General features: G+C 57.9%; 10 protein-coding genes and 1 pseudogene. 4 read left to right on the top strand and 7 right to left on the bottom strand.

Annotated elements, in window-relative coordinates:
- Positions 1 to 55: 55 nt before the first annotated feature.
- The 3 genes and pseudogenes from JQ597_RS38570 to JQ597_RS34280 form a co-directional block, all read right to left on the bottom strand.
- Positions 56 to 978 (bottom strand): annotated as a pseudogene (locus JQ597_RS38570) (ABC transporter substrate-binding protein).
- Between the two features lie 739 nt (positions 979 to 1,717).
- On the bottom strand, positions 1,718 to 2,725 hold the full coding sequence (locus JQ597_RS34275) for an ABC transporter substrate-binding protein (RefSeq protein ID WP_212269826.1): 1,008 nt from the start codon (positions 2,723 to 2,725) through the stop codon (positions 1,718 to 1,720).
- Positions 2,726 to 2,976: 251 nt separating this feature from the next.
- Positions 2,977 to 4,269, bottom strand: coding sequence for a TAXI family TRAP transporter solute-binding subunit (locus tag JQ597_RS34280; protein WP_212269827.1), 1,293 nt, complete (start codon positions 4,267 to 4,269; stop codon positions 2,977 to 2,979).
- A 314-nt stretch (positions 4,270 to 4,583) separates the two neighbouring features.
- Here JQ597_RS34280 and JQ597_RS34285 point away from each other — a divergent pair, with 314 nt between their 5' ends.
- On the top strand, positions 4,584 to 5,306 hold the full coding sequence (locus JQ597_RS34285; RefSeq protein ID WP_212269828.1) for a hypothetical protein: 723 nt from the start codon (positions 4,584 to 4,586) through the stop codon (positions 5,304 to 5,306).
- Positions 5,307 to 6,616: 1,310 nt separating this feature from the next.
- Entirely contained in the window at positions 6,617 to 7,429 is an 813-nt protein-coding gene (locus tag JQ597_RS34290) for a Crp/Fnr family transcriptional regulator (RefSeq protein ID WP_249148429.1), read from the top strand.
- Between the two features lie 579 nt (positions 7,430 to 8,008).
- On the opposite strand, the gene JQ597_RS34295 is transcribed toward JQ597_RS34290, so the two are convergent.
- From JQ597_RS34295 to JQ597_RS34305, 3 genes are all read right to left on the bottom strand, one after another.
- Positions 8,009 to 8,212 carry a cold-shock protein gene (locus JQ597_RS34295; RefSeq protein WP_212269829.1) on the bottom strand — a complete coding sequence of 68 codons (204 nt, stop codon included), beginning with the start codon at positions 8,210 to 8,212 and terminating at the stop codon, positions 8,009 to 8,011.
- A gap of 184 nt (positions 8,213 to 8,396) precedes the next feature.
- Positions 8,397 to 8,870, bottom strand: coding sequence for a hypothetical protein (locus tag JQ597_RS34300; protein ID WP_212269830.1), 474 nt, complete (start codon positions 8,868 to 8,870; stop codon positions 8,397 to 8,399).
- A 673-nt stretch (positions 8,871 to 9,543) separates the two neighbouring features.
- Positions 9,544 to 9,723 (bottom strand): hypothetical protein, encoded by a 180-nt coding sequence (locus JQ597_RS34305; protein ID WP_212269831.1) that lies wholly within the window; start codon positions 9,721 to 9,723, stop codon positions 9,544 to 9,546.
- Between the two features lie 576 nt (positions 9,724 to 10,299).
- Here JQ597_RS34305 and JQ597_RS34310 point away from each other — a divergent pair.
- On the top strand, positions 10,300 to 11,307 hold the full coding sequence (locus JQ597_RS34310; RefSeq protein ID WP_502754783.1) for an alpha/beta fold hydrolase: 1,008 nt from the start codon (positions 10,300 to 10,302) through the stop codon (positions 11,305 to 11,307).
- On the opposite strand, the gene JQ597_RS34315 is transcribed toward JQ597_RS34310, so the two are convergent.
- Positions 11,304 to 11,678 (bottom strand): response regulator, encoded by a 375-nt coding sequence (locus JQ597_RS34315; RefSeq protein WP_212269832.1) that lies wholly within the window; start codon positions 11,676 to 11,678, stop codon positions 11,304 to 11,306. The two genes, JQ597_RS34310 and JQ597_RS34315, sit on opposite strands and share 4 nt — an antisense overlap.
- 224 nt (positions 11,679 to 11,902) lie before the next feature.
- On the opposite strand from JQ597_RS34315, the gene JQ597_RS34320 reads away from it, so the two are divergent.
- Positions 11,903 to 12,961: a sensor histidine kinase gene (locus tag JQ597_RS34320; RefSeq protein ID WP_212269833.1), complete on the top strand. Its 1,059-nt coding sequence runs from the start codon at positions 11,903 to 11,905 to the stop codon at positions 12,959 to 12,961.
- The last annotated feature ends 111 nt before the right edge of the window (positions 12,962 to 13,072 follow it).

A 13,072-nucleotide genomic window follows, 5' to 3' on the forward strand; every position in this document is an offset into this window, starting at 1 on the left:
ACATCAAACGACCGGCTGGCTGGTCCGTTTCGTGCCAAACCCCGAAGTGGCCGCCTCATTCGATCACCTCGTCGGCGCGGATCAGCAGTGCCGGCGGAAAAGTGAAACCGAGCGCCTTTGCCGCCTTCGCGTTCACAACGAGGCTAAACCGGGTCGGTTGTTCGACCGGGAGATCAGCGGGCTTCTCACCCTTGAGTATCTTATCGACAAAGACTGCGGCCCTGCGGTGCAGTCCAACGAGACTTGGGCCATACGCTATCAGTCCGCCGGACTGAGCATACTCGGCATCATAGTAGATGGCCGGTACCTTGTGCCGTGCAGCCGCGGCTACAACCGGCTCGCGATGTGCAAATATCAGGGGTCCACTAAGCACGGCGACGCCGCTGGTTCGCGTGGCCGCTTCCCTAAATACAGCATCGAAATCGGCAGCTCGTATTACCTCCAACGAAGTCAGCGTGAGGCTCAACGTTGCCGCAGCTTGCCGCATCTCGGCATAGTCGGCGTGGTTGGCAAGGAAGGACGGAGACCAGACGACACCGAAATTGGATACGCCTGGAACAAGTTCGGTTAGAATTTGAAGCCTCTTGCCGACAAGGCCCGGGCCCTGGTTCGACTGTCCGGTTACGTTGCCGCCCGGATGCGCGAGGCTCGCATCAAGCCGAGACCGACGGGGTCAGTGGCAAACGCAAACACGATTGGTATCGTCTCCGTGGCATTTCTTGCCGCAACAGTTGCGGGTGAGCCCGATGTGACAATGATCATCGGCTTGAGACTTGCCAGTTCTATTGCCAACGCAGGCAGGCGGTCGGCCAGACCGTCAGCCGAGCGATGCTCAATCGCAATCGATTGCCCTTCTGAATAACCCAGATCGCTTAGTCCAAGCCGAAAGGCTTCGTACCATGGCTTAACCCCGGAGCTGTCCAGATACGCTATGAGAGGGACAGTAGAGCGTTGGGCTCGCGGCGCTGTTGGCCACATGGCTGCCGCCGCAGAGCAGCAAGAAAATCCCGCCGTCTCATGCAACCCTCCTTGAAGCGCAGAGGGTCAAACGGGTTCTTGGTGCGCTCAATTGCCATGTCTTGGCCCGCGGAAGGTGCGCAGCGCAGCTATTATACGCCACCACCATTTCAAATAGAACGGCAAAATGGAGCCAAATGGGGCGGGTCACAAGAATTGAGGGAGCGCGCTCGGGGGCCGGCGGATCGCGACGTCCGTTGTGGGTCAATCGCGTCGGTCTGACGGTCGGCCAGCCACTTCCGGTCTACCCGCGTCAACGGACATCGCCAGATCCGCTCGGCTCTTCCGCTGTGCCAATAGGCGACATACGAGTTTAGAAAGGGGTCGAGGCTGATTACAGGAATCATCCCGCAGAGCATTCGCGCTCTACGGGCCGCGCCGGGTCCTCAAAATTGATTGCTTACTGAATGAGTCCGCCCCGGTCTTCTACAAACTTGCATCGAGCGAGTCGGAGTACGAGTCTAAAATTGTGTTCCCTCGAATGAAACAAAAGAGATGTTGCACCGAGGACACGGCGGTATGTTCGCGCGAGTCGCCAAGGTTAAGGATTTTACGTCGGGCCTTAGAGAAGACGCGAGATTAGGGCGTGAACCCATAAATTCAGAATGGTCGGCCCGACGTCCGCTTTGGTGCGCATTCCGGACTCTAGTTGGACATCGCGTGAGGACCGCAAAGTGCCCAACACCGGACCTTTGCTTGTTCACTCAATTACCGTATCGGCACTCGCGACGAGCGCGGGAGGTACGGAAAGCCCCAGCTGCTTGGCTGTCTTGAGGTTGATGGACAACTCGTATTTGGTTACTTGGTAGATCGGGATGTCGCCGGGCCTTGCTCCTCGGAGAATTGCGTCGATATTATTGGCGGCGCGCTTATTCAATTCGATCAGGTCGAAGGAATAGGCCATCAAGCCCCCGGCCTCGACGGATTCGGTAAACGAAAAAATCGCCGGAAGCTTCGCGTCGCCGAGCAACTTGGCGATCCAAGTGCTGTTTTGAAAGGTCTCAGGCGAAGGGACGACCATGACCGCATTAGCACCGTCGCGGGAGATGCTCTCGACCGCCGCCCGATAGTCTGCTTCGCTGGCACCAAATTCCACTAAAGACACCGCGAGCGGGAGGCCTGCCGCTTCGGCCGCTGCGTGGATTAGGGGGCCTGCGGTTGGCCCATTCCAATGCGATCGAAGAGCGAGACAGCCAAGTTTTGACATCTTCGGAACCATCTCGCGCAACAGTGCAATCCGTTTTCCATGAATGGATGGACCGGCGTCGATGCTGGCTCCCGTGAAATTGCCGCCCGGGTGAGCCAGACTTTCGGCGAGCCCCCACTTAACGGGGTCGCCGGTTATCACTACGATCGGAATACGCGATGTCAGCTTTTTGAAGATGACTGCGTCAGGGCCAATGACGTAGATGACATCCGGGTTGCTCCGAACGACTTCCGTCGCCAGGGCTTCGGGTCCGGACGTGTTCTGCTCTCGGCCGTAACGTTCGACCTTGAGGTTTTGTCCCTCGATCTGCCCGAACCGCCGAAGCTCAGCGAATAAGGCTCGCCAAGCTTTGGTTTTGCTATGCTCATGCAAGTCCGCGCTTGGCTCTGCTGGGCTGAAGATAGCAAGACGCTTGCGATTGGTGCTCTGCTGTGCCGCCGCAGAGAGCGGCCATGCCACCGCCGCACCGCCAAGAAGACTGATGAAATCGCGCCGTCTCATGCAACCCTCCAAGGAGGCTCAGGACCACGCTAAATCCAGGTCGAAGCATACCACATTGCGGCATGGGAGTCCGGGGTGTTGGAGGCGCTAGATGTCGAGCGCGGCAATCCGCTATTCTGCGTTGCGCCATGACCGCTAAGGGTCATTCGCGTCGGTTTGGCCAGACCACGGCGACTTCCGGTTTACCCCGGTGAACGGACATTCTCAGGATAGGTAGGCAGGTCTCAAATGTGCCAAGAGCAGACATGCTCTCAGGAAAACGCGCCCACTTGACGAACTTCTTCTTGTACCATTCGCAAGTGCGCCTTGAGCCGCTGCAGATCAACCTCGAATGCACGCGAAACCGATAGGGACCGCACGTCGGCTTCGATCTTGGCCATTCGTTGCAGATACTCGGCCTCCCGGGATGCTGCATCCGGCTTCTGCGCAAGCTCCCGTTCCAAGTGCCCCAGAGCGCGGTGCAATTGGTCGATACGACGAACGTGGAGCCATCGATAAATGCGAGGCGCGAAGCCGACCAGCGGAATAATCGTCAAAATGAACGGAATGATAAAGAATGCTATCCGGTTGAGGAGCGACGAGAGCCAGAACGTCGTGTAGCGTTGCCAGAAGGTCGGGCCATATCGGTAAAATGCCTCTGCCGTTGGAGAAAGAGGCAAATCACTGGGTTGCTCGGCCGGAAACTCGCCGAGGCGATTGAACGAGCCCGCGGGCCAGTGGACTTCGCGCATCGCTTCCAGCAGCAAATATTGCAACGCTGGGTGAAGGGTCTTGCGCACCAACATTCTATTGCGGGAAGCGAGCATATCGACGTTTGAATTCGGGATGTCGCGGCCTAGGTCAAGGACACCTCGCCAGAGCACTACGTGCTTGAGACCGGGGATCGTCTGGGCGATGGCTTCAGCCTGCGCGACGCTCATTAGCCGAACGCCAGGTGCGTCGAGCGTATCCTGCACGCGGTTGAGATCCTGCTGTGGAATGACCAGCACGTCGATTTCGCCCGCCATCAATGCGTCGATTGCTCGTGTGTAATCGGGATGATCCAATAGTTGGGTCGAAGAATCCAACGCATTAGTGGCTTTGAGAATTTCTAGCATAGCCAATCGCAGGGCGGTTCCTGGCATGCCGATGGAGAGGCGCTTGCCACGCAACTGCGCAAAGAGCGTAACAGGCTCCGTGCTTTTGTAGAAAATGAATATTGCGGCATCGAACACCCCACCCAGCGAATAAAAGGTGCCAGCATCCGATGATTGTGTGACGCCGAAGGTAGTAAGGGCAGCCTGCACCCCGGAGTTGGCATCGCGCAGCTGATCAAGATTTTCAATGGCGCCGGCAAAATTTCGGATCTCCAGCTCGACACCATGGCGCGCGAGTATGCGAGCGTATTGCCTCGCATAGTTATCGTACCCCGATCCTGCCGCCCCAGCCGCGATGGCGAAGCGACGCGGCGGCAGCGGATCGATAAGGCGATACGTGACATATGGGACGGCAACGACAATGGCCGCCAACGCACTCATAATGATCAAATTCAGCCAATATCGCATCTGGCTCACTTTGCGGTAGCGATTGGTCGCTGACCCTCTTACCGATCCTAGCAGAGAAAATGTCCGCTTCGGGTCATTCGCGTCGATTTGACCGGACCACGGCGACTTCCGATCTACCCCAGGGAACAGACATTCTCAGCATAGCCGAGCATGTCTCAAAGGTGCCATAAGCGGAAATCATAGGGAGGATAACCATTGTCTAAAGGAATGATCATCGCCGGATCGCTCGCCGCTGTTCTCGTCGTCCAGGCGATTGGATCGGCTCCGGCGAATGCGTTGCCAAAGGCGCCTGATACTTACTTCCGACCTCGGTCGTGGTGGACAACGACGAAGCTATCGACATCGATGTGGTGGTGAAATGCGGATGGACGGTTCGTCAGCCGTTCGGGTCGGCTGCGTCCTATTTCCCGATCCGTATTCCATACATCTATGGCATCAAGACAAAAGCTGGTCATGCCGTTCTTGTTCAAACGCCCAACGCCTGCGGGGCAGAAATCATCAAGCGTATTCCTGCGGATTTTATGCCACTGATCCTTTGGGCCGACAAAGCGGATGATCTGGAATTCCTCACGGCGTACACGTCTGACGCGGGATATCAACACCCCTCGGCGCACCTGAAACTTCGTTCGGTAACGATCGTCCCAGCTTCGGTCGGGGAGTACGAGGCGTGGACGCGATCGGCTCCGCGGAACATCGTCGTTCGCGGCAAGGATCCGTTTGAGGCGGACGCCAGCAGCACCGACTGGCGGTATATTCGCGTTGCTCCCGGGCAGGATCCTGGCACAGCGAAGTATGGCTCGATCGGCTGCTACGGATTGGTGCGGTATCCGATTCCAGATTCAATCAAAGATGATGTTCGCGCGAACTGGCCGGCTGATCGCCCGCGGTTCTGGGCGCCGAAGAACTGGGATGCGCAACGCTTCTACAGGATGCAAGGCGCTATCGTTCTGTCTCCACCCGGTGACTTCGTCCGAGCACTAAGTATGGGCAGTACAGAGAACGGACTGCTCCGTAGCAGTGGTGGCGGATCGTTCTAATGTCTGATGCGGGTCAAAAGCTGCCTCGACAGCCCCGCAACGCCACTTCCTCTTTGCTTCGACGAACGGACATTTACCGACCGGCGCCGCTAGTCCGTTTCGTGCCCGAAACGGAAGTCACGTGTTACTCAATAACTTCGTCAGCAAGCAGCAAGATCGACGTTGCATGCCGTTCGATTGCTCGGATGATGCCAACGCCCATCGGTAACAAGCAAGGACAGGCGGCCCTCTTCGTCTCCTCGCCAGAGCAAACGCCGCATCCGCACGCCAAGTTAGCCGCTAGCATGAGAGTGCTCAGGCGACCGGCAAAAGCCTTGCGTCCGGCCTCGTCGCGTTTACGGTTGATTGTCTGTGCGCCTGGTCATTCAAGCTAGTGCAATCTTGGAAGTGCTCAACGACCGTGGCACTTGCCAGATGCTCCCAATACTCTGCCTCGGCGAGCAGCTTCCAGCTATTGTCAGGATGATATGCAGCACTCTGCCGACACAAAGACGCCATCGCCCGGAAGCGGCGTACAGTTTCCATTCCCATCCTCCCTGTCGTTTTCCCACCCTATTTTTTATTTTTGCTTCGGAGTCATTATGATTATGATTCAGAACTAAATTTTAGGTTCTCGGCGAAGGCGCGTTTGGTTGCGAGTTGTTTCGCATCGGGTTCACATAGGTCTTCAGATGAGCGCTAATCGCGCCCGCGCCGGTCTGCGATAGGCGCGCCGATCCAATACCGAAGGCTATGCCGGTATCCTGACCACCAGGAAAACGCGATAACTGGATGCGCGCGCCGTGGGATGAGGCGAAGCACTGCAACGGCCGCTGGCGGAGACGCGCCGCGGATTACGGCCCGTGGTGCGGACAAAGAAGATCGCGCGGCGGGGGCATGATCACAACGATCAATCAATGTTCGCTCCTCGCCGGTCCTAACTCGGACATCGCGCTACGTCCGAAAGGTGCCAACGGCCGGCGTTGCCCGTTCGATGGCCTGCGACGGAGTGACCAACCTGCCGAACTAAGACATCGCTAGACGCTTTGTTTCAAACGCTGTTTCAAACACTCACTTCATCAAACTCGTGCGTTCTCGCACGCCTCGGGCATTACCCATGCAGATATAATAGTTGCGTCCGGCAGCCATTTGCATCTAACCCGCTCGCGATGCTGCGTGCAGAAAATCCGTCCTCGCGACCAAGCGCTTGGAGTTTGTTTTTCTGAGTGAAAGCGTCTGGTAAAGTGAGTTCGATATCGTGCGCTTAGAGGAAGCAGATTTAAACCTATGTTGAGACCGCCGCTCCGCTACGCTCCAAATGGAGGCTGCGGATGTTTCACCGCTGGTTCCTCGCAGTGACCGCTCCAGGCGGAATTTCTAACGTCCTTCTTGCAGCGCTGCCGGCGACGGACCTCGATCTGCTGAGGCCCGAGCTAGCGATGGTCGCGCTCGATCAGGACGTGGTCCTTTCGCGCGCGGGCGAGCCGATAGAGTATGTCTTCTTCCCTCATGGCGGGGCCATCTCACTGATGATCGACATGGCGGACGGACAGACGGTTGCCACAGCCGCAGTCGGACGCGAGGGGGCAGTAGGCATGCTCTCGGTGCTGGGGCCGTCCCCGTCAGCCGCTACCGCCGTAGTGCATGCGGCGGGCACCGCCGCGCGGATCTCTGCATCGCGATTTCACGCCGCTTTCAACTGCAGCCCTGCGATCCGGCACGTAGTCCAGAAATATACCAGAGCGATGCTGGTACAGTTCCAACTCGGCTCGGCCTGCAATGCGCTGCACCCGGTCGAAGCCCGCATGGCCCGCTGGCTGCTCCAGTTTCGCGACCGCATCGACCACGACGTACTCCCGCTCACTCAACAGTCGTTGTCGCAAATACTTGGTGTGCGACGAACGACGGTGACGCTCTTAATGCGCAAACTGCGCGCGCGTGGGGCGATCAGGTCTGATCAACGAGGCCGAATCGAGATCGACCGATCGCGACTCGCGGCGGCAGCCTGCGAATGCCACGACGCCATGCATCTCGAAGTCGAGGAGATTCTTCTCGATCAATATGCCCCGATCGGTGGGCGCTCAGGAGTTGAACCGGGCGGCGTTTCGGCCCGACCGACCATTATTTCCCGCTTGCGGAGGTAAGAGAGAGCGTTAGCATCAGCCAATGTCGGCTGCGGGTCAATCGCATCGATTTTGACATATCCGACGCATGTCCGGCTAGATGGTAATTTCATGACGTTCGCATCTCGCCGCGCGGGCGGGCCCGCAAAAATGGCCGCGAGGAAGTATCGGATCGTTCGATGATCTCGCGAAAAGATCGCTGCACTGTTGCTTCTCGCGTCAACCGGTGCGGCATTGCCCGGCGAACTGACCGGCAGGCCAGCATCCCTCATTCGGAACAACTCTGACCGATGGCGCGATTCCTGAGGAGCCGCATGCCGAACTGAATGAGGCACCCATGCTCGCGGTTGTCGCAACGCTCTGCGGCGTGGTGACCCTCGCCGCAATTATCGGGTTGATGCACCTGGCCGATATGGTCGCGGGCCCAAAAAAACAGCCTCGGCGCTCTAAGGGGAAAGTCCGCCGAGGCCGGCTGAGGTGTCCGTGTCCGTTCCTATCAGACCAACCACCAATGCCGATCATCGCCACTGCGGGGCGTGGAGATATGATTGCTAGGCCCGCGTGAGGGCCGCGGGCCGCTTATCAGGCTGACCTGACGGTCTACCCTACCCGTAGGTTTTCAGCCGACTCCTTGCCGCGGTTTGCCACGACCTCATAGCTCACCTTCGCACCTTCATTGAGGCTGCTTAAGCCAGCCTTCTCCACCGCCGAAATATGTACGAACACGTCCTTTCCGCCATTGTCGGGTTGGATGAAACCAAAGCCCTTGGACGGATTGAACCATTTCACAGTACCTATCGCCACGTTCGTTCTCCAGTGTATCGCCCCGGCGCGTACCTATCGCCACGTTCGTTCTCCAGTGTATCGCCCCGGCGCGATCCTAAATGGGGCGCAGCCAAGCGCGCAAGAAAAACCCGCCGGGTTGAGTCGGCGGGCTATTCCAAAAGCCATCGCGGTTGTGAGTTCTGAGGCCGCGACGCGATTGACGCTACTGCCGGTCGGTTAACGAACGCTCGATGACGAATTCCAAAATCTCCTCATAGTGATCGTAAAGCGCTTCGTAGCGCTTGTAGGTTGCCCAACGCATCCATTTCGGCTTCGGCGGGAAATCCCACTCATCGGGATCTAGATCCGCGATTAGCCGTGACTTTATCCGGGCTTTACCCGCGTGCGCCCGATTTGTGATGTCATTGAACTGCGACTGGTAAGCAACTTGCCTGCCCCAGGTTTGGCGGCTGCAAAATCGAGTTGCACCATTTGGCTTCCATAGCTCCGAAGCCCGTCGATTCTTGACTGGGCAAATAAAGTACCATTGCCAGCCACCAAAATGCCGTTCCTCCGATACGAGCGTGATCCGTTGGTCAAGATTCCCGACCTGAATTCGAAACCAACCTGCATGCGGCGCGGTCATATCGGCCGTGATCAGACCAGTCGCAACGTCGCCCAATACGAATGCGTCCACGTAATCCCCCGGAGACCGATGTTCGCGTCACGGCGAATGAACCCTCTTTTTGCGAGCCTATTTAGATCGAGCTTCAATCCATCTTGTAAGCAAACCCGCTGACGGCTTTTAGCCATTCACTCCTCCTAAATTAGGACAATAGTCCGCCTTCCGCGTCCTCCCCCTCCCCAGGTATCGCCGCGTTCTGCGACCATTTTATAGGTGCCACGGCTTCCGATCAGGCATCCCGTATTCTACTTCCAGGTCGCATCGCGCCTTGGCGTGAAGTAGCAATTCGAACGCTGATTCCCGGGCGTGGGATGCAGTCATCAGTCTGTCGAACGCATCGCGCGCCACGCCGCCGTTGGCGAGTTCGATATCCTCCTTAACGATGAGGCCGCCGACTGAGGCGGCCTTTGTTCGGAGATCTGAGCAAAATTGATCGTGCGGAATTGGCGAAGCAGTCTATACTCAGACCATGGCCTAGAAGCAGCAATGCTCACCCGTGAAGAGTTTGCCTCTCTGCTTACAGTCGGTAACGCGGGTATAAATAGCTCTGCGCCTGCTATACTCGCCGCACATAGCGCCCGGTTGATCGCACTGGGTTACATGGTCGATCTTGAGGGCAGGCTGCGCATGACCACGCCGGGCAGAATTCGGATATATGCCGGGCAACTCGCCAACTGAGGCGGTTTTAGTCTTTGGGCTGAAAAGTCGCTACCTGACGCGCTTCTTGCCATAGCTCTATGGCCTGTCCATTCAGCAGTTGTTGGGCGCAGCGTTTGGCTTCCTCGTCGTTGTCGCAGACCACGTTAATCCGGTTCCGAACATGGCCGTCCTCGCCGATGACGTAGGCGTAATACCCGATGGTCATGGTGATTACTTTGGTCGCTGTAGGCCGGGAGACGAAAGCCATTCCTGCATGTGGGCTGCAGTTTCGGCCTGCCGGGCCTTGCGGATCAACCGCTCCCGCTCGATACCCAGCCGGGTGCCTTTCGCCACTTTCCGGAGGCGCTCCGCTTCTTCGATTAGGCGCTGCTCTAGTGGGACATGATGTTGGATACGGCGTCGCTGCATGGCGCTGCTCCATTCCTGAGGAAGGCGGGAGCGCTACGGTGCGTTCTCATCACAGATAAAAGCCACTGACCGGGCTGTGATTGGGGCAGTTTGGCATGTCCGGCATCCGACATACTGGTCAATATTGACCACTCCGGAAGAGTTAATAACCGGCAAAACAAGCCACCGTCTGTGTTCCAATCCGTCGAAGGTTGCTTTCATCTCCAGAGCCTCCGCGGATCCTTTGAGACCACTTCCTAGCAACTCATATGCGCCCTGAAGCTGCGGTTTGTCTCAAGCGATTGAGGAACGATACGTGCTGCGGGCGGTTCAACCCGCACTGCAACATTTGTCGGGTGCCCGACATTTCGGGCAGGCGCCCCAAGGTGTGAGCATGACCCCGATGAACCGACTAAGCCGGCTTCCGACCTCCGTCAGGCGAAACCGGAACGCTGCAGCAGGACATTCCTATGCGGTCGCCGCAGTTGTTGCAGCAGGAGCGCTGGCGGCGACCGCGCTGCTGAACCGTCATCTTGCGAAGAAGGCAGAGCACGACAATCCGCCAACCGGCCAGTTCCTTGAAGTGGACGGTGTCCGCCTGCACTACGTGGAACGAGGCTCCGGCGAGCCGTTGGTGCTTCTGCATGGCAACGGCAGCATGATTCAGGACTTCGAATCCAGCGGATTGGTGGACCTGGCTGCCAAGAGCTACAGGGTTATTATCATCGACCGTCCCGGGTTCGGCCACAGCAGCCGACCGCGCAATGTCGTGTGGACGCCCGATGCCCAAGCCCAATTGATCCGGCGCGCGCTCGAGCGGCTCGGCGTGTCACAGGCAATCGTGCTCGGGCACTCCTGGGGTGCATCGGTCGCGGTCGCCCTCGCTCTCAAGTTTCCTGACTTCGTGCGCGGCTTGGTTCTCGCCTCGGGCTACTACTATCCCACCCTGCGTCCGGACGTCGTGGCCCTGTCCGCCCCGGCGGTCCCCGTCGTAGGCGATATCATGGGCCACACGCTGTCGCCCATGATCAGCCGGTTGATATGGCCGCTCATGATGGCGAAGATCTTCGGACCCAAGTCGGCGCCTGCCAAGTTCGACCAGTTCCCGAAGGAGATGGCGCTTCGTCCTTCCCAGATTCGCGCTTCGGCGGCCGAGTCGGCGCTCATGATTCCGGATGCCTTCCACTTCGACGATAAGTACGCGGAGCTCAAGATGCCTGTCGTCATCATCGCGGGCCAAGACGACCGGCTGATCGACATCGACAAGCAATCGGCCCGATTGCATTCCGACGTTTCGCAAAGCGCGTTTCACCGCGTTGCTCAAAACGGCCACATGATCCATCAGACAGCGACGGGCGAGGTGATGGCGGCGATCAACGAAGTTGCCGGCAGCGGTCTTTAGGCCGCAATCAGTTGACGAAGTGTTTCGGTGATTTCTGCAGGGCTGTAAGGTTTTGGCAAAAAACGGCTGCCCTCCGGCAAATCACCGATACCAAGTTTGGCGTGGCCTGAAGTGGCCACGATCAAAATCGGAGGCCAACGGTCCCGAACCGCGGCAGCAAGCTTGAGACCATCCATGCTGCCCGGCATCTGGATATCGGTGAATACGACAGTGATGTCCAGGCGACGTTCAAGAATTGCAATGGCTTCATCTGCGCTCGCCGCTTCGACGGCTTCAAATCCTGCCTCTTCGATCATTTCGACGGCGTTTAACCGGATCAGCAATTCATCTTCAACGATAAGGATGACCGCATGTTTCGCTTCTGAAATCATCAGTCTGTTTTTTCCACTAAATGAGCGCCGGCATTACACCGTGTTTAATATGTCGTGAGCCGAACACATCTGTTCGAACCATTTGAGGTCGGCGGAGTTGGTTCCGATGGCTGCGATTTCGCAGACATCCCGAAATTTCCAACTCTGCATGCTCGGCCGGGATCGTTGTTGGTGCCGGTCTAATCGACCGCGCCCGATAAAGTTCACATTGGTTAGGAAAAAACATGGATCTGCAAGGTGATAGCCTGGTTGAGGCGATTCCTGTTCCGAAGATTTCCGCAAGCCCTCCGGACAAGTGGGACCTGCCAGTTTGGGATGCGGGACAGTTACGCTTGGCTGTTGCTGCTGCGGGGGTCGCGCTGTGGTCCTGGAACGTGGATACCAATCGATTCACGATGGACGAGAGAGCTTTCCATCTGTGGGGCGTGCGGCTCAGCGGATCCGTGACGTTCGACGACCTTTCCTCGCATGTTCATCCCGCGGACCGCGACCGGGTGAAAGCCGCGTTCGCGGCCACGCGCGCCATCATCGGCGCCTACGAAATCGACTTCCGCATCATGGTCGGCGAAGAGGTCCGGTGGGTGTCGGCCCGAGGCCAGGGCAACGATGCGGATATCGTCGGTCGTATCATGTACGGGATTTTCCTCGACGTCACCGGACGCAAGCAGGCTGAGGAAGGTCACGAGTTGCTGGCGGGTGAAATGAGCCATCGGGTGAAAAATCTACTAGCCATTGCATCCGGTCTCACAGCCATTACTTCGCGGTCCGCAAAGACGACGGCCGAAATGGCGAAAGAACTGACGCATCGGCTGACCGCGTTGGGTCGCGCCCATGATCTTGTTCGTCCGCTTCCGGGTCAGGGAGGAAAAGCCGCGCTTCTTGGTGACCTATTGACGGTACTGCTTGCGCCATATGACGACATGGGAGCATTCAGCGGTCGCGTCCGGGTTTCAGTCCCTCGCATGGGCGTGGGCGAGCAAGCGGCTACCACGGTCGCGCTCGTTGTCCATGAACTAGCTACCAATTCGCTGAAATATGGCGCTCTGTCATCACCAACCGGCACATTGGATATAGCTTGCGCCGCCCACGATACGGAGGTGGTCGTGGTGTGGACTGAGCGCGGCGGACCGGCAGTCGCCTCACCTGCGGGTGAGGTAGGATATGGCAGCAAGCTGCTGAACCGTGCCATGACAATCCAGCTTGGCGGCTCAATTTCCTGCGACTGGAGCGCGGAGGGCGTCATCGTAACGCTTCACTTGACCAAAGATAGGCTCAAAGCCTGATGTCCGCTTTGGGTCCCGACTGTGAAAACGACCCAAATTGCGCCATGCCTTTGGCAACATTGCGGGCTTGGCTTGAACTGAAAGCGCCGCCAATGGAAGCGATCCCCACCT

It is taken from the genome of Bradyrhizobium sp. AUGA SZCCT0177, assembly GCF_018130125.1.
GTDB lineage: Bacteria > Pseudomonadota > Alphaproteobacteria > Rhizobiales > Xanthobacteraceae > Bradyrhizobium.

Bases quoted from the DNA above. Each gene is read 5' to 3' on its own strand.
- JQ597_RS34275 (WP_212269826.1), bottom strand. From the start codon at position 2,725: ATGAGACGGCGCGATTTCATCAGTCTTCTTGGCGGTGCGGCGGTGGCA.
- JQ597_RS34315 (WP_212269832.1), bottom strand. From the start codon at position 11,678: ATGATTTCAGAAGCGAAACATGCGGTCATCCTTATCGTTGAAGATGAA.
- JQ597_RS34290 (WP_249148429.1), top strand. From the start codon at position 6,617: ATGTTTCACCGCTGGTTCCTCGCAGTGACCGCTCCAGGCGGAATTTCT.
- JQ597_RS34320 (WP_212269833.1), top strand. From the start codon at position 11,903: ATGGATCTGCAAGGTGATAGCCTGGTTGAGGCGATTCCTGTTCCGAAG.
- JQ597_RS34310 (WP_502754783.1), top strand. From the start codon at position 10,300: ATGACCCCGATGAACCGACTAAGCCGGCTTCCGACCTCCGTCAGGCGA.
- JQ597_RS34280 (WP_212269827.1), bottom strand. From the start codon at position 4,269: ATGCGATATTGGCTGAATTTGATCATTATGAGTGCGTTGGCGGCCATT.
- JQ597_RS34305 (WP_212269831.1), bottom strand. From the start codon at position 9,723: ATGACCATCGGGTATTACGCCTACGTCATCGGCGAGGACGGCCATGTT.